At 61.5% G+C, this 22805-nt stretch carries 15 protein-coding genes and 2 pseudogenes; 9 read left to right on the top strand and 8 right to left on the bottom strand.

Translation table 11 applies throughout. The features are described from left to right. Positions 1–71: 71 nt before the first annotated feature. The 7 genes from AB4O25_RS18460 to AB4O25_RS18490 all read left to right on the top strand — a co-directional run bounded on the left by AB4O25_RS18460 (position 72) and on the right by AB4O25_RS18490 (position 6933). Positions 72–1004, top strand: coding sequence for an IS110 family transposase (locus AB4O25_RS18460; protein ID WP_068931592.1), 933 nt, complete (start codon positions 72–74; stop codon positions 1002–1004). A 241-nt stretch (positions 1005–1245) separates the two neighbouring features. After that, entirely contained in the window at positions 1246–1869 is a 624-nt protein-coding gene (locus tag AB4O25_RS18465) for a CDP-alcohol phosphatidyltransferase family protein (protein WP_017528654.1), read from the top strand. 10 nt (positions 1870–1879) lie between these two features. Beyond that, positions 1880–3634, top strand: coding sequence for a bifunctional alpha/beta hydrolase/class I SAM-dependent methyltransferase (locus tag AB4O25_RS18470; protein WP_017528655.1), 1755 nt, complete (start codon positions 1880–1882; stop codon positions 3632–3634). 2 nt (positions 3635–3636) lie between these two features. After that, a complete protein-coding gene (locus AB4O25_RS18475) occupies positions 3637–4935 on the top strand; it encodes a phosphatase PAP2/dual specificity phosphatase family protein (protein WP_460149849.1) in 1299 nt (432 codons plus the stop codon). Next, on the top strand, positions 4925–5368 hold the full coding sequence (locus AB4O25_RS18480; RefSeq protein ID WP_065879221.1) for a hypothetical protein: 444 nt from the start codon (positions 4925–4927) through the stop codon (positions 5366–5368). The genes AB4O25_RS18475 and AB4O25_RS18480 overlap by 11 nt, the downstream gene beginning before the upstream one ends. 10 nt (positions 5369–5378) lie before the next feature. Continuing rightward, positions 5379–5999, top strand: a complete 621-nt coding sequence (locus AB4O25_RS18485; RefSeq protein WP_017528658.1) for a lysophospholipid acyltransferase family protein — start codon at positions 5379–5381, stop codon at positions 5997–5999. A gap of 1 nt (position 6000) precedes the next feature. Beyond that, on the top strand, positions 6001–6933 hold the full coding sequence (locus AB4O25_RS18490) for a phosphatidate cytidylyltransferase (protein ID WP_017528659.1): 933 nt from the start codon (positions 6001–6003) through the stop codon (positions 6931–6933). Between the two features lie 68 nt (positions 6934–7001). Here AB4O25_RS18490 and AB4O25_RS18495 read toward each other — a convergent pair. After that, positions 7002–7192: pseudogene (locus tag AB4O25_RS18495) on the bottom strand (Lrp/AsnC ligand binding domain-containing protein); the annotation flags it as partial. A gap of 71 nt (positions 7193–7263) precedes the next feature. Between AB4O25_RS18495 and AB4O25_RS18500 the strand changes: the two are divergent. Together AB4O25_RS18500 and pbpC are read left to right on the top strand one after the other, a co-directional pair. Beyond that, on the top strand, positions 7264–13062 hold the full coding sequence (locus AB4O25_RS18500) for an alpha-2-macroglobulin (RefSeq protein ID WP_460149850.1): 5799 nt from the start codon (positions 7264–7266) through the stop codon (positions 13060–13062). Then, positions 13043–15340 carry a penicillin-binding protein 1C gene (gene pbpC, locus AB4O25_RS18505; protein WP_460149851.1) on the top strand — a complete coding sequence of 766 codons (2298 nt, stop codon included), beginning with the start codon at positions 13043–13045 and terminating at the stop codon, positions 15338–15340. The genes AB4O25_RS18500 and pbpC overlap by 20 nt, the downstream gene beginning before the upstream one ends. Positions 15341–15379: 39 nt before the next feature. On the opposite strand, the gene AB4O25_RS18510 is transcribed toward pbpC, so the two are convergent. From AB4O25_RS18510 to atpG, 7 genes and pseudogenes are all read right to left on the bottom strand, one after another. Continuing rightward, on the bottom strand, positions 15380–15745 hold the full coding sequence (locus AB4O25_RS18510; protein ID WP_017528664.1) for a hypothetical protein: 366 nt from the start codon (positions 15743–15745) through the stop codon (positions 15380–15382). A gap of 61 nt (positions 15746–15806) precedes the next feature. Next, on the bottom strand, positions 15807–17639 hold the full coding sequence (gene glmS / locus AB4O25_RS18515) for a glutamine--fructose-6-phosphate transaminase (isomerizing) (RefSeq protein ID WP_460149852.1): 1833 nt from the start codon (positions 17637–17639) through the stop codon (positions 15807–15809). A 10-nt stretch (positions 17640–17649) separates the two neighbouring features. After that, positions 17650–18417 carry a DeoR/GlpR family DNA-binding transcription regulator gene (locus AB4O25_RS18520; RefSeq protein ID WP_017528666.1) on the bottom strand — a complete coding sequence of 256 codons (768 nt, stop codon included), beginning with the start codon at positions 18415–18417 and terminating at the stop codon, positions 17650–17652. A 171-nt stretch (positions 18418–18588) separates the two neighbouring features. After that, positions 18589–19950 (bottom strand): annotated as a pseudogene (glmU, locus tag AB4O25_RS18525) (bifunctional UDP-N-acetylglucosamine diphosphorylase/glucosamine-1-phosphate N-acetyltransferase GlmU); the annotation flags it as partial. Positions 19951–20073: 123 nt separating this feature from the next. Further along, complete coding sequence (locus AB4O25_RS18530; protein WP_005792601.1) at positions 20074–20490, bottom strand: F0F1 ATP synthase subunit epsilon; 417 nt, start codon at positions 20488–20490, stop codon at positions 20074–20076. Positions 20491–20534: 44 nt separating this feature from the next. After that, positions 20535–21911, bottom strand: a complete 1377-nt coding sequence (gene atpD, locus AB4O25_RS18535; protein ID WP_003177062.1) for a F0F1 ATP synthase subunit beta — start codon at positions 21909–21911, stop codon at positions 20535–20537. 27 nt (positions 21912–21938) lie between these two features. Next, positions 21939–22799: a F0F1 ATP synthase subunit gamma gene (gene atpG, locus AB4O25_RS18540; RefSeq protein WP_017528668.1), complete on the bottom strand. Its 861-nt coding sequence runs from the start codon at positions 22797–22799 to the stop codon at positions 21939–21941. Positions 22800–22805 lie beyond the last annotated feature (6 nt).

Below are 22805 nucleotides of genomic sequence, written 5' to 3' on the forward strand. Positions count from 1 at the left end.
GCCCACCTCGAACAGTTACAAGCGTGGGCCAAGCCAGAGCGCTCTCACTTTTAGTGTAAGAGGGTTTGGCTATGTTTTCCTATCCAGCAGGCATTGATGTTTCCAAGGACAGCCTTGAAGCTCGAGTTCATCAGGTTGACGTTGGGGTAAATTGCGCTAACGCCGAAGAAGATTTCCCTGGGTTGATTGGGTGGCTATTGCTTCACCAGGTCGGACGCGTGGTGTTGGAGGCTACTGGCGGTTATGAGCGCAAAGTCATGAAGGCGCTTCAGGCTGCGGGCCTTAATGTCATCTGCGTCAATCCCCGTCGGGCCAAGAGTTTTTCCAGGGCGATGGGGCAACACGCTAAAACCGACCCGATAGACGCAAAGTCTCTTGCGCAGTTCGCAGCGGTTCTCGACTCACCAAGCAGCCGAATCACCAGCCCGGAACATGACGAGTTGCGCGCGTTAGTCCAGCAGCGAGAGAACTTTGTTCAGCAGAGGGACGATGACAGAAGGCGCCTGAAAACAGCCTCCTGCGACGTAGTAAAACCGGCGTTGCAGAGCCATATCGACTACTTGAGCAAGGCTGTGAACGCGATAGAGCAGCTGATTCGCGAAACCGCCAACAGGCTAGACCGCGAAAAGGTCGAACGCCTGTGCTCAGTTAAGGGCATCGGGCTCATTACGGCGGCTAGCCTAATGGCATATCTGCCGGAGCTGGGCGAGATTGGCAGGCGTCCGATCACGGCGCTAGCGGGCCTCGCTCCGTATAACAACGACAGTGGGAAACACCAAGGTGCGCGTCACATTAGCGGCGGGAGGTTTTCCGTGCGTCGCTCGCTCTACATGGCCTGCTGGGTTGTCATCCGGGAACAGCCTGAATTCCAAGCCCGCTATAAAGCACTGCGCGACAAAGGCAAACGCGCAAAAGTTGCGCTAATCGCATGCATGCGTGTTTTGTTAGTCAGGCTGAACGCGATGCTGCGTTATAGAGCCGAATGGAAAGAACACGCTGCCTGAATCGGTAGCGATATGTGGTTGAAGGTCACACGGCTTGAAGCTGTGGGAGCTTGGCTGTCTTAAAAAGCGATGCCAAAGTTAGGGTCATCAAGACAGTTGCTCCCACATTTGCTCCCGTGCGCGTTCGAAATCGTGATTAACCCCCCATAAACACGAGCCATCACTGGTGCATGCTGCGTTTAATCGGCACACTCCCAACCAGTTTTTCGCGGGCCCACGGACAAGGAAGCGTCACCTCCCCATGATTTCGATCTATCAGCTCAAACCGCGTTTTCAAAACCTGCTGCGGCCCCTCGTGCAGCGTCTGTATGACAACGGCACCACCGCCAACCAGATCACGGTGCTGGCCGGCGTGGTTTCGCTGCTGGTGGGCCTGCTGATCGCCAGCTTCGCCCAGCATGTGTGGCTGTTTGCGCTGATCCCGCTGTGGATGATCCTGCGCATGGCCCTCAACGCCATCGACGGTATGCTCGCCCGGGAGTTCGGCCAGCAGTCACGCCTGGGCGCCTACCTCAATGAACTGTGTGACGTGATCGCCGACAGCGCGCTGATCCTGCCGTTTGCGCTGATCCCCGGGGTAAGCCTGGCGCCGGTGCTGCTGGTGGCGCTGCTCGCGGTATTCAGCGAATACGCCGGCGTGCTCGGGCCCATGGTCGGCGCTTCGCGACGCTACGACGGGCCGATGGGCAAGAGTGATCGGGCCTTTGTACTCGGCGTGCTGGCCACCGGCGTCGCGCTGGGCTGGCTCGGCGCCGGCTGGGTCGACACGGTGATGTGGCTGGTCGCGGCCCTGCTCGCCTACACCCTGGTCAACCGGGTGCGTCAGGGTCTCAAAGAAGAACACTCCATTTCCCCTTCTGCATAAGGATTTTGCGATGCGCGAACAGCAGCAGCACACCTTCAGTACCCATGATGGCGTCGAGCTTTTCTATCGGCACTGGCCAGCCACCGCCTCAGCGGACGGCGCGCCACGCCAAGCCATTGTGCTGTTCCATCGCGGCCATGAGCACTCGGGGCGTATCGCCCACCTGGTCGATGAACTGAACCTGCCGCAATTCGACTTCTTCGCCTGGGACGCGCGCGGCCATGGCCAGTCCCCCGGCGAGCGCGGTGACAGCCCCAGCTTCGCCACCAGCGCCCGCGACGTGCAGACCTTCTGCGACCATATCGGCGCCACGTATGGCATCGAGGAAGAAAACTTCGCAGTGATCGCGCAAAGCGTGGGCGCGGTCATCGCGGCCACCTGGGTGCACGATTACGCCCCCAGGATCCGCGCGCTGGTGCTTGCCTCCCCGGCGTTCAAGGTCAAGCTGTACGTGCCCTTCGCTCGCCCGGGCCTGGCGCTGATGCGCAAGTTTCGCGGCAATTTTTTCGTCAACAGCTACGTCAAGGCCAAGTTCCTCAGCCATGACCCCGAGCGCGTGGCGTCCTACGACAGCGACCCGCTGATCACCAAGGCGATTTCGGTAAATGTGCTGCTGGGCCTGTACGAAGCCGCCGACCGAGTGGTGGCCGATGCCCAGGCGATCCAGGTGCCGACCCAATTGCTCGTCTCCGGTTCGGATTTTGTGGTGCACCGCAAACCCCAGCAGCAATTTTTCGATCGCCTCGGCAGCCTGAAAAAAGAACTGCACGTCCTCCCCGGCTTCTTCCACGACACCCTCGGCGAACGCGACCGTGCGGTGGCCGTGAGCAGCGCCCGACGCTTTATCCTGCAGAATTTCGAGCACCCGCTGGACCGCGCCTCGCTGCTGGACGCCGACAAACTCGGCGCCACCTGCGCCGAATCCGAATCCCTCGCCGCGCCGCTGCCGCGCAATTCCCTGCGCGACCTGTACTGGCGCATGACCCGCGCCAGCATGGGCCTGGGCAAGAACCTGTCGGACGGCGTGAAACTGGGCTTCGACACCGGCTTCGACTCCGGCAGTACCCTGGACTACGTCTACCGCAACACGCCCACCGGCAAGGGCAGGCTGGGGCGGATGATCGACACCAACTACCTCAACTCCATCGGCTGGCGCGGCATTCGCCAGCGCAAGCTGAACGTCGAAGAACTGCTGCGCCTGGCCATGGCCAAGCTGCGCGCGGATGAGCGTGAAGTGCGTATCGTCGACATCGCCGCCGGCCACGGGCGTTACATCCTGGAAGCCTTGCAGGGCGTGTCGCCGCTGCCGGAGTCGATTCTGTTGCGTGACTACAGCGACATCAACGTGCGCGACGGTGGCGCGTTGATTCGTGAGAAGGGCCTGGGGGACATCGCGCAGTTCGTCAAAGGCGATGCGTTCGACCGCCTGGACTTGGCCGCCCTGGACCCCAAGCCGACGCTGGCCGTGGTGTCCGGGCTGTATGAACTGTTTGCCGACAACGGCATGGTTGGCGGTTCGCTGGCCGGCCTGGCCGAAGCCGTCGAACCGGGTGGCTATCTGGTGTACACCGGCCAACCGTGGCATCCGCAGCTGGAGCTGATCGCGCGCGCCCTTACCAGCCATCGCCAGGGCCAGGCCTGGGTAATGCGCCGACGCAGCCAGGCGGAAATGGATCAACTGGTAGAGGCCGCCGGTTTCCGCAAAATCACCCAGCGCGTGGATGAGTGGGGCATCTTTACCGTGTCCCTGGCACAGAAGATCTGAGCATGCGCGAAGCCGGTCTATTAAAACCCGCAGTCTTGTGGCTGCTGCTGTTGGCGCCGCTGTTCTTCAGCACCTACGGCTTTGCCACCTGGGTTACCAGCCAGCGCAGCGACGTGGGCACGCTGGTGTTCGGCTGGGAAACCCATATGCCATTTTGGGCGTGGACCATCGTGCCCTATTGGTCCATTGACCTGCTCTACGGTTTCTCCCTGCTGCTGCCCAACACTCGCCACGAACTCAAGCAACATGCATTGCGCCTGCTCAGCGCGCAGGTGATTGCGGTGAGCTGCTTCCTGATCTGGCCGCTGCGTTTCACGTTCGAACGGCCGGAGCTCGATGGCGTGTTTGGCTGGCTGTTTGCGGTGCTGGCGGGCTTCGATAAGCCGTTCAACCAGGCGCCGTCGCTGCATATCGCGTTGCTGGTGATTCTATGGGTCATGTTCCAACGCCACAGCCAAGGGGTCTGGCGTTGGCTGGTGCACGGCTGGTTCGCGCTGATCGGTATTTCGGTACTGACCACTTATCAACACCACTTTATCGACTTACCCACAGGTGCCCTCGCCGGTTGGCTGTGCGTGTGGTTGTGGCCGGTGGAACACCCGAGCCCGCTGCTGAATGCGCGACTCAGCCGCGACCCGAAGCGCTGGCGGCTGGGTATGCGCTACGGGATAGGCGCGCTGGCGTTGGCCCTTCTGGCGCTCAGCCTGCGTGGGGGGTGGTTGTGGTTGCTGTGGCCGGCGACGTCACTCGGCCTGGTCATGGCCAATTACTGCGTGCTCGGCGCGGCAGGCTTCCAAAAGCGTGCCGATGGCCGGCTCACGCCCGCCGCGCGCTGGCTATATGCACCTTACCTGGCGGCCGCGTGGATCAATTCACGGCTGTGGACGCACAGGCATCCACAGCCCGATCTGATTGTGGATAACGTTTGGCTTGGGCGAATTCCTACCTCTAAAGAGCAGGGTTCATTCAGCGCTATCGTCGACCTCTGCGCCGAACTGCCGATTAATCCACAGGCCCGGGCGTATCAATGTATTCCCGTGCTGGACTTGATCGCACCGACTTCAGCCGAATGCCGGCACGCGGCCGAGGCCATCGAACGCTTGCGCGCAAGCGGCCCGTTGCTGGTGTGCTGCGCCCTCGGCTACTCGCGCAGCGCCACCGCCGTCGCCGCCTGGCTGCTACACAGCGGGCGTGCCCCGACGGTGGAACAGGCGCTGGCTATCATTCGTACAGCGCGGGCCAACGTGGTCTTGCATCCCGCTCACCGTGAAGCACTGGAGGGTTTGCCCCATGCCCGCTGATATGGAACTGCAAGTGGTTGCCAGCCTGCTGCGGCGTGGTCGCGCGCTGGATCAGTTATCCACAGGCCTCACTGTCGCCGGCGTGTTATTCGGCCTGGCGCAATTGCTGATGCCGAGTATTACGCCTATTTGCCTGCTGCTCAGCCTGTGGATGATCATCCTCGGGCTGCTGCAAAAATACTGGGCGCTGCGGGTGGCTTTCGATGCCGACCTGTTCGCCCTGCTGGCGCGTGACACCGGGCGTACCGCCGACCTCGACCAAGCCCTGCAGACCCTCGGCCTGCAATCGCCCAAACGTGCCGGCCGGCCTTGGGCCGAGCGTCGTCGCGGCGCCCTCAAACTGCTGCGCAAACAAGCCTGGCTGCTCGGTGCGCAAGCGCTGCTGACCCTGGGCATGATCCTCGCCAGCCCTTGGCTGCCTTTCGCCGGATAAGGAACCCCCCATGTTCGAACCTGTGGTTGCCACGCTGATTACCTCCATGGCCCGCACTGTCACGGGTGCTCGCAGCCTGTGGCTGGGTTGCGCGCCAGTGCCGGTGCAACGTATCTACTTCGCCAACCACAGTAGCCACGGCGACTTCGTACTGCTGTGGGCCTCGCTGCCGCAAAACCTGCGCAAATTCACACGCCCGGTGGCCGGCAGCGATTACTGGAACAAAAGCGCGCTGCGCCGCTACATCATCAACCGCGTGTTCAATGGCGTGCTGATCGATCGCGAGCGCAAAGAGCCTGTGGATAACCCACTGCAACCGATGCTCGCCGCGTTGGAAGGGGGCGATTCGCTGATCATCTTTCCCGAAGGCACGCGCAATCTGGAAGACGGCTTGCTGCCGTTCAAAAGCGGTTTGTATCACTTGGCCAAAAGTTACCCACAGGCGGAGCTGATCCCGGTGTGGATCGCCAACCTCAACCGCGTCATGCCCAAGGGCCGCGTACTGCCGCTGCCGTTGTTATGCACCACCAGCTTCGGCGCGCCACTGCAACTGACAGACGGTGAAGACAAGGCGCTGTTTCTCGCCCGCACCCGCGACGCCCTGCTCGCCCTTGCCCCGGAGCATTCCTGACATGGATAGCCAAACCCTGATGTTGTTCGGCGGGATCGGCGCGATCCTGGTGCTGGCCTCGCTGATCGGCCTGATCCTCAAACTGCGCACCCGTGGCACGCCGAACGCGGTGATCGACAACCTCAACGCACGCATCAACGCCTGGTGGGTCATGGTGGTGGTGATCGGCATCGCCTTCTGGCTCGGCACCGGCGCGGTGATCCTGTTGTTCTACGCGGTGTCGTTCTACGCCCTGCGCGAATTTCTCACCCTCACCCCCACGCGCCGCAGCGACTACCCGGCACTGGTGGCCGCGTTCTATCTGGCCCTGCCGCTGCAATACTTGCTGATCTATTCCGATTGGTACGGGCTGTTCTCGATCTTCATCCCGGTGTACGTGTTTTTGCTGCTGCCCATCCTCGCCTCGCTGGGCGGCGACAGCACGCACTTCCTGGAGCGCGCCTCCAAGGTGCAATGGGGCCTGATGATCGCGGTGTTCTGCGTGTCGTTCGTGCCGGCGCTGCTGACACTGGACATTCCCGGCTACGAAGGGCGCAACCTGCTGCTGATCGCCTATCTGGTGATCGTGGTGCAGCTGTCGGACGTGCTGCAATACGTGTGCGGCAAGCTGTTCGGCAAACACAAGATCGCGCCCAACCTGTCGCCCTCTAAAACCGTGGAAGGCTTTGTCGGCGGGATTTTGCTGTCATCCCTCATCGGCGCCGCGCTGTGGTGGACCACGCCGTTCAACCCATGGCAGTCGTTTTTGATTGCGCTGTTGATCAACCTGCTGGGGTTTGCCGGTGGCATTGTGATGTCGGCGATCAAGCGCGACCGGGGCGTGAAGGACTGGGGCCATATGATCGAAGGGCACGGCGGCATGCTGGATCGCCTGGATTCGGTGTGTTTTGCGGCGCCGATTTTCTTTCATCTGGTGCGGTACTGGTGGACCTGACCCACACCGCCCCAAAACCCAATGAAGATCAAAATGTGGGAGGGGCTTGCCCTGGGCAAGCCCGCTCACTACAAGAGCATTTGTCCCGGTAGATGCCCCAGCGGCATCGGACCTGGGGTTTTCACCGTCTGAATCGCAAAATTGCTGCGAATGTCGCGCCCCCCGGCAGCTTCAACAAACTGCCGGTCACAAACCGCTCATACCCGCGCAGATCCGGCACCACCACCTGCAACAGAAAATCCGACTCCCCCGACACCAGGAAGTATCGGCGACATCTTTTGTAGCAAAGACGCGTGTAAGATACGCCGCACTTAGCCAGGGATGCTCGCCATGTTCGATTCGCTCAAAGCCATCAGCCGTCGTGTTGTCGGTGTGTTTTTGACCGTGGGGAGGGCCGTTTTCGGACAGTGGCAGCCGCCAAAGTGGCTGCGCGCCGTCGGCCGTGGCATGGCGACCCTGGGGGCTTATCCGCGCCAGACCGGTGCCGGAGTGCTCGGCCTGGTGCTGCTCGCCGCTGCGGGTTTCTACGGCTGGCACTGGTATTCCAACCTGCCGCAACCGCACACCGCGAGTTATTCGCTGCACAAACCGAACCTGACCGACTACACCCAGCCAACGCCGGTTGTGGATAACTTGCAGGTGCGTTTCGGCGAGTCCGTGGCGCCACTGGCGGCCATCGGCAAACCGGTGACCGAGGGCATTACCCTCAAACCCGAGGTTGCCGGCACCTGGCGCTGGGCGGATGACCGCAGCCTGTTGTTCGTGCCGGACAAAGACTGGCCTGTCGACGCGCATTACACCCTGGACCTGGCAAAGAAAAACCTGCTCGCCGACGGCGTCTTGCTCGACCAATACAGTGCGCAATTTTCCACCCAGCCGTTCCGCGCCACCCTGGCGCAAAACGAGCTGTACCAGGACCCGTCCAATCCAACGCTGAAACAGCTGGTGGCGACCTTCCATTTTTCCCACCCGGTAGATGAAGACAACCTACGCAAACGCGTAACGGTCAGCCTCGGCAAAGGCTTGGCCTACCGCGACGCCCAGTTGCCCAACCGTGCGGAAATCACCTTCGACGAGAAAAAACTCAACGCCTACGTACGCTCCGCCGCCCTGGCCACGCCGCTGGAAAGCACCCCGGTCAGCGCCAGGCTCGATGAGGGCATCAAGGCGCGTGACGGTGGCAATGCCAGCACCGCACCGTTGGTAGCCGAAGTTACCGTGCCCGGCCGCTATCGCCTGACCTTTACTGGCGCCGAAGTCAGCTTCGTGGACAACGAGCGCGGCGAGCCCGAGCCGGTGCTGATGTTCAGCAGCTCCAGCGCCGTGGCCGATGAGACCATCGCCGGTAAGGTGCAAGCCTGGCTGTTGCCGGAAAAAGCCCAGGACGACACCCGCCCCTATAACACCAACGAGATCGACGACGCGCTGCTGGCCCGCAGCACCAAGGTCACGCTGACCCACGTGCCCAGCGTCGAACCGCTGAACACCCTGCACGCCTTCAAATTCAAGGCACCGGCAGGCCGCGCGCTGTATGTGCGCGTGCCCGCCAACCTGGAAGCCATCGGCGGGTATCTGGCGAAGAATCCTACGGCGTCGCTGGTGAGCATGCCGGCATATCCGCGCACGTTGCAGTTCTTGTCTGACGGCGCATTGCTCAGCCTCAACGGCGAAAAACGCCTGGGCTTCATGGCCCGTGGTGTGCCCGGCGCCCACGTGGAAATCGCCCGCCTGTTGCCCAACCAGTTACAACACCTGGTGGACCAGAGCAGCGGCAGCTTTGCCCGGCCCAACTTCGGTAACGAATACTTCGATCGCATGGTCGAGCGTCAGACGTTGGACATCCCGCTGTCGTCCAACGACCCAGCCAAAACCGTCTACGACAACGTGGACCTGAGCCACTACCTCACCGCCAACGGCGGCCGGCGCGGTATTTTCGTGCTTAAGCTCAGCCCCCAGGATGAACCGGCCGAACGCACATTCGACTACAACCGCAGCAGCACCAGCGACCTGCGGTTTATCGTGGTGACTGACCTGGGCATCATCGCCAAACGCTCCAGTGACGGCAGCCACGACGTGTATGTGCAGTCCATCGGCAACGGTTCGCCGGTGGCCGACGCACAGGTCGACATCATTGGTCGTAACGGTTTGCCGGTGAGCAGTGGGCACACTGACGGCGAAGGCCATGTGCATTTCGCCAAACTGGATGAACTGCGCCGTGAGAAAACGCCGCTGATGTATGTGGTCAGTCGCGGTAATGACCAGTCGTTCCTGCCGATTGCCCGTCAGTCCCAACAGCTGGATTTGTCGCGCTTCGATGTAGGCGGTTTGGAAGAAGACGGCGCGATTGATCGTCTCAGTGCCTACCTGTTCAGCGACCGTGGCCTGTACCGGCCCGGCGAAACCGCGCATTTGGGCATGATCGTGCGCAGCGGCAACTGGAAAGGCGCCTTGCAAGGCCTGCCGGTGGAGCTGCAAATCACTGATCCGCGCGGCCTGGAGGTCATTCGCCAACCGCTGAAATTGTCGGCCAGCGGTTTTGAGACCTTTGATTTCCCGAGCAGCGAAGTCAGCCCCGCCGGGGAATACACCGCGACCTTGCAGTTGATTGGCCAGAAGCAGACCCGTACCGACCTGGGCAGTGTCAGCTTCAAGGTCCGCGATTTCGAGCCGGACCGCATGAAGGTCAGCCTGAGCCTGCACGACACACCGGTGCAAGGCTGGATCCCGCCGGACCAGGTGGTGGCCAAAGTCACTGCGATGCACCTGTTCGGCGCCCCGGCGACAGGCCGCCGCGTCACAGCGAAGATGGCCCTGAGCCCGACCCTCGCGGCCTTCGAGCGCTACCCCGATTACCGCTTCCGCCTCAACGACTCCCTGGAAGACGCCAGCACTGAAGACTTGGCTGAAACCACTGTCGACGATAACGGCCAGGCCGTGCTCGACCTCAACCTGCAACGCTTCGCCAACAGCACTTATCGCCTGCAAGTGATGACTCAGGTGTTCGAGGCCGAAGGTGGGCGTAACGTGGCGGCGCAAAGTGCGTTACTGGTGTCGTCCGCGCCCTACCTGGTGGGTGTGAAAAGTCAGGATTCACTGTCGTACGTCGCCAAGGACGCCCCGCGCCAAGTGCACTGGCTGGCTGTAGCGCCGGACCTGACACCGCTGGCGGTGGAAGGCCTGACCAGCGAAGTGGTCGAGCACCGTTATGTGTCGGTACTGGTGAAACAGTCCAATGGCACCTACAAGTACGAGTCGCGCATCAAGAACATCAGCCAACCGGCTACGCCGCTGGTGATGACCAAAGACGGCGCCAGGCAGAGCCTGAACACCGGCACGCCGGGGGATTTCACCCTGCAACTGAAGGATGCCAACGGCAACCTGCTCAACCAGATCGATTACAGCGTGGCCGGGCGCGGCAACACCTCGCGTTCGCTGGAGCGCAACGCCGAGCTGCAATTGCGCCTGGATAAACGCAGCTACGCCAGCGGTGACGAGATCGCCATCAGCATTCGCGCGCCGTACACCGGCGCGGGCTTGATCACCATCGAGCGGGACAAGGTCTACACCCAGCAGTGGTTCAAGGCCGACAGCACCAACAGCGTGCAGCATATCCGCGTGCCGGCAGGGCTTGAGGGCAATGCCTACGTCAACGTGCAATTCGTGCGCGACATCGGCTCGTCCGAGGTTTACATGAGCCCGCTGTCCTACGGCGTGGTGCCCTTCAGCATCAACCTGGATGCGCGGCGCATGGCGCTGAAGGTCGAAGGCCCGGCGAAGGTCGAGCCGGGGCAGACCCTGGATATCAAGGTCAATGCCGACCGTCCGGGCCGTGCGGTGGTGTATGCCGTGGACGAGGGCATTTTGCAGGTGGCGCGCTACCAGACGCCGGACCCGTTGGGCTTCTTCTTCCAGAAACGTGCGCTGGAAGTAGGCACCAGCCAGATTCTTGACCTGATCCTGCCGGAATTTTCCCGCCTGCTCAGTGGGGCGGCGCCCGGCGGTGATACCGACGGCGCACTGGCCAATCATCTAAACCCGTTCAAACGCAAACATAAGCCGCCAGTGGCGTGGTGGTCCGGGCTGGTGGACTTACCGGCCGGCGAAACCACTCTGCATTACGAGGTGCCGGACAGCTTCAACGGCAAATTGCGCCTGTTTGCGGTGGCGGTGGATACCGACAGCGTGGGCGTCAGCGAGGCCACGACCGACGTGCGCGGGCCCATCGTGATCACGCCAAACGTACCGGCCTTCGTCGCGCCGGGGGACGTGTTCAACGTCAGCGCCGGGGTGTTCAGTAACCTCGACGCGGCGGCGGATGTGAAGTTCGAAGTGCAGACCAGCGCCGGCCTGGTGGTGCAGGGCGACAAGGGCAGCACCCTGTCGCTGCAACCGCGCAAGGAAGGCACTGCCGAGTTCAAGATCAAGGTCGGCGACACCCTCGGCTCGGCAGACCTGCGATTTATCGCGGTATTGCCGGGCGGCAAGCGCATCCAGGTGGCGGAAACCACCTCGATCCGCCCCTTGAGCGAACACCGCGTGGCCCTGAGCCTGGGCCGTTTCGATAGCGCCAGCAAAGAGCTTAAACCGACGCGTGAGCTGTTCAGCCAACTGCGCGACGTGCAGTTGGGCGTGGCCGCTTCGCCGCTGGTATGGGCCAACGGCCTCAAGCATTACCTGGATGACTATGGCTACGCGTGCACCGAACAATTGGTGTCCAAGGCCATGCCGGCGTTGATCTGGGGCGGCACCGCACCCGAGGCCGAACAGGCCTTCGCCGGCGCGGTGCGCATGCTGCGCCAACGCCAGAACCAGGCCGGCGGTTTCGGTTTGTGGGCCGCCAACCCGGACGTGGCGCCCTACGCCAGCCTGTACGCCACCGACTTCCTGATCGAAGCCAGGGAACGCGGGCTGCCGGTACCGGAAGATGTGTTGGTACGCGCCAATACCTATCTGACGGACCTGGCCAATGGCCCCAGCGAAGGCCTGTCGGAATTGCGTAACCGTGCCTACGCCAGTTACCTGCTGAGCCGTCAGGGGATTCTGGTAAGCGGCGCCTTGAGCGATATCCGCGAACGCTACGAAAGCTACTTCAAAGACAGCTGGCAGAACGACCTGGGCGCCGCTTACCTGGCCGCCAGCTACAAGCTGCTCAAGCAGGATCGCCAGGCCGACTCCTTGTTCCGCAAAATCCCGTGGCGTTCGCTTGTGGATAAGTGGGACAGCGACGGCCTGTACTACGACCCGCTGGTACACGATGCCGAACACTTGCACCTGTTGGCGCGCCACTTCCCTGAGTTGCTGGACGATGTGCCCACGGCGCTGCTGGACAAGCTTGGCAAACGTCTCAACGAGCAACGCTACAACTCGCTGTCGGCGGCCCTGCTGCTGCGTGCCCTGGACAACTACGGCCAGCGCGCGCAAAGCGACATGACCCTCAAGGCCACCGCCTGGTTGGGCGACAAGCAGCAACAACTGCTGGAAATGGCCGGCCAGCCGCCGCGAGCCGCCGTACCGGGCACCACGCAAAAGCTGGTGATGGAAAAATCCGACGGCCCGGCGGCGTTCTACATGCTCAGCGAAGCCGGTTTTGATAAAGGCGCCAAGCTCAAGGCCATCAACAACGGCCTGGAAATCATCCACGAATACCTCGACCTCAAAGGCGAGCCGGTAAGCAAAGTCGCGGTGGGCGATGAGTTCCTGGTACGTCTGCGCCTGCGCGCTACCGACCGTGACCAGGTGCAGCAAGTGGCGGTCGTCGACCTGCTGCCCGGTGGCGTCGAGCCTGTGTATAACTTGCCGCCGGAGCCGGACCCGCAAGCCGACAGCAGCGAGGAAAGCGAAGGCGAGGAATCCGAGTACGTGCAAGCCAGCGAAGAAGAAGCCGACACCTGGCAAGCGCCAATCGGTGAAACCGAGCTGAGCAACTGGCAGCCGGACTACGTGGATGTACGTGATGATCGGGTGGTGCTGTACGGCACCGCGCTGCGCGATGTAGGTACTTTCGTTTACCGCGTACGTGCTACCAACGCCGGCACGTTCAATACGCCACCGGCCTACGCCGAAGGCATGTACGAAACCACCCTGCAAGGGCGCGGCAAAGTAGGCCAGCTTGAAATTACCAAGCCTTAAACGTCTGACACCGCTGCTGGCAGCAGCGGCGGTGCTGGCGGGGTTGCGGTGGTGGCCCCATGCGCCGCTGGAGCAAGCCGTCACCTCCTCCAGGGTGGTGCTGGCTGACGATGGCTCGCTGTTGCGCATGACCCTCGCGGATGACGGCCAATACCGCCTGTGGCTACCGCTGGAGCGGATTTCGCCGACATTGGTCGAGGCGTTGCTCCTCAAGGAAGACCGCAATTTCTACTGGCACCCAGGGGTCAATCCTGCGGCGTTGCTGCGTGCGGCCACGGCCACTTACAGCGGCGGCCAACGCCAGGGCGGCTCGACCTTGAGCATGCAACTGGCACGACGCCTGTGGGACCTGAACACCCGCCAGATCCCCGGCAAAGTGCAGCAGATGGCGTTGGCGCTGTGGCTGGAGGCGCGCTACAGCAAGCACGACATTCTTGAGGCCTACCTGAACCTGGCCCCCATGGGCGGCAATATCGAAGGCGCCGAGGCGGCGAGCCGCATCTACTTTGGCAAATCGTCGGCGCAGTTGTCGTTGTCCGAAGCCTTGGCATTGGCGGTTATCCCACAACAGCCGGGGCGGCGCGCGCGCTTCGGCCCCTCGCTGCAAACCGCGCGGCTGCGCCTGATGAATGACTGGCGCGAAACTTATCCACACGACCCGCGCAATGACAGTTTGCTGGACTTGCCGCTGGAGGCGCGCAACCGCCAGCAGATCCCGTTTCTGGCGCCGCACCTGAGCGAACAACTGTTGGCGTCCCAGGCCGGCAATGAATTGAATAGCACCCTTAACCTGCCCTTGCAGCAGTTGCTCGAACGCCTGATCACCGGCTTTATTGCCGAGCGGCGCAGCACCGGCGTGGAAAACGCCACGGCGATCCTGATCGACAGCCGCGACCAGAGCGTCAAGGCCCTGGTGGGTTCGGCGGATTACTTATCCACAGGCATCCACGGGCAAGTGAATGGCGTGCTGTCGCGCCGCTCGCCAGGGTCGACGCTCAAGCCGTTTCTCTATGGGCTGGCGCTGGACCAGGGGGTGATTCACCCCATGAGTATCCTTAAGGACTTGCCGAGTAACTTCGGCTACTTCCAACCGGAAAACTTCGACGGCAGTTTTGTCGGGCCGCTGACCGCGCGAGATGCCTTGATCCGTAGTCGCAATATCCCGGCGGTGTGGCTGGCCAGCCAGGTTAAATCGCCTTCGCTGTATGGGTTGCTGCAACGCGCCGGTATCAAGGGCCTGCGCGACGAAAGCCATTACGGCCTGGCCCTGGCGCTTGGCGGCGGCGAGATGACCCCGGAGGAACTGGCGCGGCTGTATGTGATGCTGGCTGGCGACGGGCACCTGCGGCCATTGCGCTACTTGCAGGAGCAACCGCAGGCCACCGGTGCGCAACTGCTCACGCCCCAGGCAGCCTTTATGGTGCGCGACATGCTGCGCCGCAACCCGCGCCCGGATGGCCTGCCCGCCCGACAGTGGCGCACCGCATGGAAAACCGGCACCTCGTGGGGCTTTCACGATGCGTGGAGCGCCGGCCTGGTCGGCCCCTACGTGCTGGTGGTGTGGGTGGGCAACTTCGATGGCCGGCCGAACCCGGCGTTTATCGGCGCCAAGACCGCCGCGCCGCTGTTCTTTCGCATCGCTGACGCCCTGCCGCTGGCCTTGCCGACGGTGGCGATCAAAGCCGATAAACCACCCGCCGGTCTGGTGCGCATCGACGTCTGCGCGGCGTCGGGCGAGCTACCCAATCGCTGGTGCCCGCAAACCCGCAAGACTTGGTACATCCCTGGCGTCTCACCGATTCGCGTGTCCAACCTGCATCGCCCGGTGCTGATCGACACCCGCACCGGCAAGGCCGCCTGCCCGCCGTTCGACCCGCAGTACACCCGCGAAGAAATCTTCGAATTCTGGCCCAGCGACGTGCAACGCCTGTACCGCGCCGCCGGCCTGCCTCGTCGCACGCCGCCGAACGTGATGAAAAATTGCCGGCCCAACCGCATCAGCGACCAGAGCGAGGCGCCGCAGATCCGCTCACCGCTGACTCAAGTGAGTTATCAGTTGCGCCTGTCCCAGCCCCAGGAAAGCATCCCGCTGAACGCGAATGCGGCCAGCGATGCGGCGACGCTGTATTGGTTTGCTGATCAAACCTTGATCGGCCAGGGCCCGCCGCAAGCCACACTGAACTGGCGGCCGGGCAAGTCCGGGGAGTATCGGTTGCGGGTGAGCGATGATCAGGGGCGCACTGCGAGTCGCGGGTTGAGGGTGGAGTTTGTGCCTTGAGTGCCTCAATACCTTTGGAAGGCTGGTGAGCCGGGGAGGCTACTCAACCAGTTCACGATAATCGGACTCCCCTCCCCCCACCGCACCCGACAACCACCCCCAAACAAAACTCAGGGTAGTGCGCCCAGACTTATCCACAGCCACTGTGCCGCGCGACCAACCGGACAGCAGTTCACCGTCCAGCGTCAGGCACTGGAAAAGCAGCTCGATGGTATCGGCGCCTGTTACGCGTCCGACTTGCGTGCCCAAGCGAATTCGACCGCCCTGGTAGGTACTGGAAATAGCGTCACCCTCGACCCGGTAGTGAAACACCGTGCCGGCGCCGGATAGCCCGTGGGTATTGTGGCTGACCGCAAATCGGCGATTGTGCAAACGCTCGCCGAGTTGGGAAAAGACAGGTGTCATCACTGTCGCATCCTTGCGTGGGCGCCTGGAGATCCAACGGGGCCTCCAGGCGCAGGGCGGGTTATTCCACGGTCACCGACTTGGCCAGGTTGCGCGGCTGGTCGACGTCGGTGCCCTTCAACACCGCCACGTAGTACGACAACAACTGCAGCGGGATGGTGTAGAGGATCGGCGACAGGGTGTCGTTGATATGCGGCATGTTGATGACGTGGGTACCTTCGCCATTAGTCATGCCGGCCTTCTCGTCAGCGAAGACCACCAGTTGGCCGCCACGTGCGCGCACTTCCTGCAGGTTGGATTTGAGCTTTTCCAGCAGTTCGTTGTTCGGCGCGACGGTGACCACCGGCATGTCGTCATCCACCAGGGCCAATGGGCCGTGTTTGAGCTCACCGGCCGGGTAGGCTTCGGCGTGAATGTAAGAGATTTCCTTGAGCTTGAGGGAACCTTCCATCGCCACCGGGTATTGCGCGCCACGGCCGAGGAACAGGGTGTGGTTTTTGTCGGCGAACAACTCGGCGACTTTTTCCACAACGCTGTCCATGGCCAGGGCTTCGCCCAGGCGGGTCGGCAGGCGGCGCAGTTCTTCCACCAGGGTGGCTTCGACGCCGTCGGCCAGGGTACCGCGCACTTGGCCCAGGGACAGGGTCAACAGCAGCAGGCCCACCAGTTGGGTAGTGAAGGCTTTGGTAGAGGCCACGCCGATTTCGCGACCGGCCTGGGTCAGCAGGGTCAGGTCTGACTCACGCACCAATGAGCTGATGCTGACGTTGCAGATCGCCAGGCTGGCGAGGAAGCCCAGCTCTTTGGCATTACGCAGGGCGGCCAGGGTGTCGGCGGTTTCGCCGGACTGGGAGATGGTCACGAACAGGGTATCGGGCTGCACCACCACTTTGCGGTAGCGGAACTCGCTGGCCACTTCGACCTGGCACGGGATGCCGGCCAGTTCTTCCAGCCAGTAACGGGCAACCATGCCGGCGTGGTAGCTGGTGCCACAAGCGACGATCTGCACATTGCGCACTTTGGCGAACAACTCGGCGGCTTGTGGGCCGAACGCGTTGACCAGCACTTGCTTGTCACCCAGACGACCTTCCAGGGTGCGTTGCACCACGGCCGGTTGCTCGTGGATTTCCTTGAGCATGAAGTGGCGGTATTCGCCTTTGTCGGCCGCTTCGGCGCCGTCGCGGTATTGCACGGCTTCGCGCTCGACGGAGTTGCCGTTCACGTCCCAGATCTGCACGCTTTCGCGGCGAATGTCGGCGATATCGCCTTCTTCCAGGTACATGAAGCGGTCAGTAACCTGGCGCAGGGCCAGTTGGTCGGAGGCAAGGAAGTTTTCCCCCAGGCCCAGGCCGATCACCAGCGGGCTGCCACTGCGAGCGGCAACCACACGGTCAGGTTGGCTGGCGCTGATTACGGCCAGGCCGTAGGCGCCATGCAGTTCCTTGACTGTAGCCTTGAGCGCGGTGGTCAGGTCGCTGTGCTCCTTGAGCTTGTGGTTGAGCAGGTGGGCGATGACTTCGGTGTCGGTGTCGGAGGTGAACACGTAGCCCAGGCTTTTGAGTTGTTCGCGCAGCGCTTCGTGGTTTTCGATGATGCCGTTGTGCACCACCGCCAGGTCACCGGAGAAGTGCGGGTGGGCGTTACGTTCACACGGGGCGCCGTGGGTTGCCCAGCGGGTGTGGGCAATGCCCAGGCGGCCAACCAGCGGCTCGCCGGCCAGGGCCTGGTCCAACTCACTGACCTTACCTGGGCGCCGCACGCGTTCAAGCTTGCCGGCATTGGTGAAGACGGCTACGCCGGCGCTGTCATAGCCGCGGTATTCCAGGCGCTTGAGGCCTTCGATCAGGATGGCGGTAACGTTACGTTCGGCAACTGCGCCAACAATTCCACACATGGTGCTTCTCCTAGATGATTGCCGCGCATATCAGCGTAATGCCGCGGGCTTGGATCTGGTCGCGGGCCTCAAGCGGCAGGCGATCATCGGTAATAAGGGTATGGACGCTGCTCCAGGGCAGCTCCAGGTTGGGAATCTTGCGGCCGATCTTGTCGGACTCGACCATCACCACCACTTCACGGGCGACCTCGGCCATCACACGGCTCAGGCCCAGCAGTTCGTTGAAGGTGGTAGTACCGCGCTCCAGATCGATGCCATCGGCGCCAATGAACAGTTGATCAAAGTCGTAGGAGCGCAGTACCTGCTCGGCGACCTGACCCTGGAATGAATCCGAATGCGGGTCCCAGGTGCCACCGGTCATCAGCAGCACCGGCTCGTGTTCCAGTTCGCTCAACGCGCTGGCCACGTGCAAGGAATTGGTCATCACCACCAGGCCGGGTTGGTGCCCGAGTTCGGGGATCATGGCGGCGGTGGTGCTGCCGCTGTCGATGATGATGCGGGCGTGTTCGCGCAAGCGCTTCACGGCAGCACGGGCGATGGCACGTTTGTAGGTTGAGATGGGTTGGGCAGGGTCGCCGACCAGTTCCTGGGGCATGGTGATCGCGCCACCGTAGCGGCGCAACAGCAAGCCATTGCTTTCCAGCGCGGCTAAATCCTTGCGGATGGTGACTTCTGACGTTTCGAAACGCTTGGCCAATTCGTCCACGCTGACTTCGCCTTGTTCGTTGAGCAAGGTCAGGATGTTGTGGCGTCGTTGGGGTGTATTTCGTTTCGACATGGCAGTGATAAGTTTCGTTTCGAAAGATAACGAAGGCAATCAAAACCTATTAGCGAAAGATCGTCAAGCGGTGGGCTTGATTTTTTATACGTCACATAACAAGTGTGGGAGGGGGCTTCCCCCTCCCACATTGGAGATTTGCTGACCTTTAGGCTGTGGATAACTCAGGTCTTTTTTGATTTTAACCGGGCGTTTCCAGCCGTCGATGTTGCGTTGGCGGGCGCGGGCGACACCCAACTGCAAGTTATCCACATCCTGGTTGATGGTGGAGCCGGCCGCCGTTGTGGCACCGTCGCCTACGCTCACCGGCGCCACCAGCGAATTGTTGGAGCCGATAAACACGTCTTCACCCAAGACAGTCTGGTGCTTGTTGGCGCCATCGTAGTTGCAGGTGATGGTGCCGGCGCCGATGTTGGTACGTGCACCGACAGTGGCATCGCCCAAATAGGTAAGGTGACCCGCCTTGGCGCCCTCGCCCAAGTGGGCGTTTTTCAGTTCGACGAAGTTACCCACATGGGCCTTGGCTTCTAGCACGCTGCCAGGACGCAACCGCGCAAACGGCCCGGCATCGCTGCCCTCGCCCATCACCGCACCGTCAATGTGACTGTTGGCCTTGATCACCACGCCCTTGCGCAGGGTGCTGTCCTTGATCACGCAATTGGGGCCGATGACCACGTCATCTTCGATGATCACGCGGCCTTCGAGGATCACGTTGATGTCGATCAGCACGTCCCGGCCCACGCTGACTTCACCGCGTACATCGAAGCGGGCAGGATCGCGCAGGGTTACGCCCTGGGCCATCAGGCGACGGCCTTCACGCAGTTGGTAGTGACGCTCCAGCTCGGCCAATTGCTTGCGGTCGTTGGCGCCCTGCACTTCCATTGGGTCGTGGGGCTGCTCGGTGGCGACCACCAGGCCGTCACTCACCGCCATCTCGATGACGTCGGTGAGGTAGTACTCGCCTTGGGCGTTGTTGTTCGACAGGCGGCTCATCCAGTCGGCGAGCTTGTTGGCCGGGACGGCGAGGATGCCGGTATTGCCTTCGGTGATGGCGCGTTGGGCTTCGCTGGCGTCCTTGTGTTCCACGATGGCGGCGACCTTGCCGTCGGCATTACGCACGATGCGGCCGTAGCCGGTGGGGTCATCCAGTTCGACGGTCAGCAGACCCATTTGGCCTGGGACCACGTGCTTGAGCAGGCGTTGCAGGGTTTCCACTTCGATCAGCGGTACGTCGCCGTAGAGGATCAGCACGGTGTCAGCGGTGATGAACGGCACGGCTTGTGCTGTGGCGTGGCCGGTGCCCAGTTGCTTGTCCTGCAGGACGAAATTTAGGTCATCCGCCGCCAGACGCTCACGCACCACATCGGCACCGTGGCCGATGACCACGTGGATACGTTGCGGACTCAGCTGCCGGGCGCTGTGGATAACATGGCCAAGCATGGAATTACCGGCCACCGGGTGCAGCACCTTGGGCAGGGCCGAACGCATACGGGTGCCCTGGCCTGCGGCGAGAATGACGATTTCAAGAGACATGAATGGCTACCAATCCTGGGCGGTCCGGCTTCAGACCAGAGAAGTGTTTTGCAAAAAAAGAAAAAGGGTAGCCGAGGCTACCCTTTTTAATCAATCGCGCATGAAGCATGACGGCGTGGCCGCTTACTTCTTGCGGATCTGCTGGAGAGTACGCAGCTGGGCTGCGGCCTCGGCCAGACGGACTGCAGCAGCGCTGTAGTCGAAGTCTGCGCCTTTTTCGTTCAGCGCCTTCTCGGCAGCCTTGACGGCTTCCTGAGCGGAGGCTTCATCCAGGTCGCCAGCACGTTGCACGGTGTCGGCAAGTACCTTGACCATGTTCGGCTGAACTTCGAGGAAACCACCGGAGATGTAAAACACCTCCTTTTCCCCGCCTTGCTTGGTCAACGTGATCGGACCTGGCTTCAAGCTGGTAATCAACGGGGCGTGACCCATGGCGATACCAAGATCACCCAGGTCGCCGTGCGCTGTTACAAACTCGACCAGACCGGAGAAAATTTCTCCTTCCGCGCTGACGATATCGCAATGGACTGTCATAGCCATCTGATTGCCTCAACCTGATGAGCGCCCGTTTCCGGGCGCTTGGATTACAGTTTCTTGGCTTTCTCGATCGCTTCTTCGATGCCGCCGACCATGTAGAACGCTTGTTCTGGCAGGTGGTCGTAGTCACCGTTGAGGATGCCTTTGAAGCCAGCAATGGTGTCTTTCAGGGAAACGTATTTACCCGAAGCACCGGTGAAGACTTCAGCCACGAAGAACGGCTGCGACAAGAAGCGCTGGATCTTACGAGCACGGTTTACCAACTGCTTGTCGGCTTCCGACAGCTCGTCCATACCCAGGATCGCAATGATGTCCTTCAGTTCTTTGTAACGCTGCAGCACGTACTGAACGCCGCGAGCGGTGTCGTAGTGCTCCTGGCCGATCACGTTCGGGTCCAGCTGGCGCGAAGTCGAGTCGAGTGGATCGACCGCTGGGTAGATACCCAGGGAAGCGATGTCACGGGACAGAACGACAGTGGCGTCCAAGTGGGCGAAGGTGGTGGCTGGCGATGGGTCGGTCAAGTCATCCGCAGGTACGTATACCGCTTGGATCGAAGTGATCGAACCTTCCTTGGTCGAAGTGATACGTTCTTGCAGAACGCCCATCTCTTCAGCCAGGGTCGGCTGGTAACCTACTGCAGAAGGCATACGGCCCAGCAGTGCGGATACTTCAGTACCGGCCAGGGTGTAACGGTAGATGTTGTCGACGAACAGCAGAACGTCGTTACCTTCGTCACGGAACTTCTCGGCCATGGTCAGGCCGGTCAGTGCTACGCGCAGACGGTTTCCCGGCGGCTCGTTCATCTGACCGTAAACCAGTGCCACTTTGTCCAGAACGTTGGAGTCCTTCATCTCGTGGTAGAAGTCGTTACCCTCACGAGTACGCTCACCCACACCGGCGAACACGGAATAACCGCTGTGCTCGATGGCGATGTTACGGATCAGTTCCATCATGTTTACGGTTTTGCCTACACCGGCACCACCGAACAGACCGACTTTACCGCCCTTGGCGAACGGGCAAACCAGGTCGATAACCTTGATGCCGGTTTCCAGCAGGTCGTTGCCGCCCGCTTGCTCGGCGAACGAAGGTGCTGGACGGTGAATGCCCCAGCGCTCTTCGGTGTCGATCGGACCAGCTTCGTCAATCGGGTTGCCCAGTACGTCCATGATCCGGCCCAGGGTCGCTTTACCGACCGGTACGGAGATGGCTGCGCCAGAGTCGATAACGTCCAGACCGCGCTTCAAGCCTTCGGTGGAACCCATCGCAATGGTACGAACTACGCCGTCGCCCAGCTGCTGCTGAACTTCCAGAGTAGTTTCCGCGCCTTGTACTTTCAGCGCGTTGTAGATGCTCGGTACGCTGTCGCGTGGGAATTCCACGTCGATAACGGCGCCGATGATTTGAACGATACGTCCGCTACTCATAGCTGGATCCTCTGAATATTTGAACCGTTAAACCGCGGCAGCGCCGCCGACGATTTCCGAGATCTCTTGGGTGATCGCAGCCTGACGCGCCTTGTTGTAGATCAGCTGCAAATCGCTGATCAGATCACCGGCGTTATCGGTAGCGTTTTTCATCGCGATCATCCGCGCCGCTTGTTCAGCTGCGTTGTTCTCGACCACCGCCTGGTACACCTGCGACTCCACGTAGCGCACCATCAAGCCGTCAAGCAGCTCTTTGGCGTCTGGTTCGTAGAGGTAGTCCCAGTGGTGCTTGAGTTCCTGATCCGGGGTCGCCACCAGTGGAATCAACTGCTCCACGGTTGGCTGCTGGGTCATGGTGTTGATGAACTTGTTGGATACCACGGACAGGCGGTCAATCCGGCCTTCCAGGTACGCATCCAGCATCACCTTCACACTGCCGATCAAATCATTGATCGACGGCTCTTCACCCAGGTGGCTGATAGCTGCAACGACGTTACCGCCGAAGTTGCGGAAAAAGGCCGCACCCTTGCTACCAACAACACACAGATCGATCTCGACGCCGTTTTCGCGGTTTACCGCCATGTCCTTGACCAGGGCCTTGAACAGGTTGGTATTCAAACCACCGCACAAACCACGGTCACTGCTCACTACCACATAACCCGCACGCTTAACTTCGCGGCCGATCATGAACGGGTGGCGGTATTCCGGGTTGGCGTTGGCCAGATGCCCAATTACCTGGCGGATACGCTCCGCATAAGGACGGCTAGCAGCCATGCGCATTTGTGCCTTGCGCATTTTGCTGACCGCCACTTTTTCCATGGCGCTGGTAATTTTTTGCGTGCTTTTGATGCTCGCAATCTTACTGCGAATCTCTTTTGCGCCTGCCATGTAACA

It is taken from the genome of Pseudomonas sp. S3_A03, from assembly GCF_054668275.1.

Bases quoted from the DNA above. Each gene is read 5' to 3' on its own strand.
- AB4O25_RS18460 (WP_068931592.1), top strand. From the start codon at position 72: ATGTTTTCCTATCCAGCAGGCATTGATGTTTCCAAGGACAGCCTTGAA.
- AB4O25_RS18465 (WP_017528654.1), top strand. From the start codon at position 1,246: ATGATTTCGATCTATCAGCTCAAACCGCGTTTTCAAAACCTGCTGCGG.
- AB4O25_RS18470 (WP_017528655.1), top strand. From the start codon at position 1,880: ATGCGCGAACAGCAGCAGCACACCTTCAGTACCCATGATGGCGTCGAG.
- AB4O25_RS18475 (WP_460149849.1), top strand. From the start codon at position 3,637: ATGCGCGAAGCCGGTCTATTAAAACCCGCAGTCTTGTGGCTGCTGCTG.
- AB4O25_RS18480 (WP_065879221.1), top strand. From the start codon at position 4,925: ATGCCCGCTGATATGGAACTGCAAGTGGTTGCCAGCCTGCTGCGGCGT.
- AB4O25_RS18485 (WP_017528658.1), top strand. From the start codon at position 5,379: ATGTTCGAACCTGTGGTTGCCACGCTGATTACCTCCATGGCCCGCACT.
- AB4O25_RS18490 (WP_017528659.1), top strand. From the start codon at position 6,001: ATGGATAGCCAAACCCTGATGTTGTTCGGCGGGATCGGCGCGATCCTG.
- AB4O25_RS18500 (WP_460149850.1), top strand. From the start codon at position 7,264: ATGTTCGATTCGCTCAAAGCCATCAGCCGTCGTGTTGTCGGTGTGTTT.
- AB4O25_RS18510 (WP_017528664.1), bottom strand. From the start codon at position 15,745: ATGACACCTGTCTTTTCCCAACTCGGCGAGCGTTTGCACAATCGCCGA.
- glmS (WP_460149852.1), bottom strand. From the start codon at position 17,639: ATGTGTGGAATTGTTGGCGCAGTTGCCGAACGTAACGTTACCGCCATC.
- AB4O25_RS18520 (WP_017528666.1), bottom strand. From the start codon at position 18,417: ATGTCGAAACGAAATACACCCCAACGACGCCACAACATCCTGACCTTG.
- AB4O25_RS18530 (WP_005792601.1), bottom strand. From the start codon at position 20,490: ATGGCTATGACAGTCCATTGCGATATCGTCAGCGCGGAAGGAGAAATT.
- atpD (WP_003177062.1), bottom strand. From the start codon at position 21,911: ATGAGTAGCGGACGTATCGTTCAAATCATCGGCGCCGTTATCGACGTG.
- atpG (WP_017528668.1), bottom strand. From the start codon at position 22,799: ATGGCAGGCGCAAAAGAGATTCGCAGTAAGATTGCGAGCATCAAAAGC.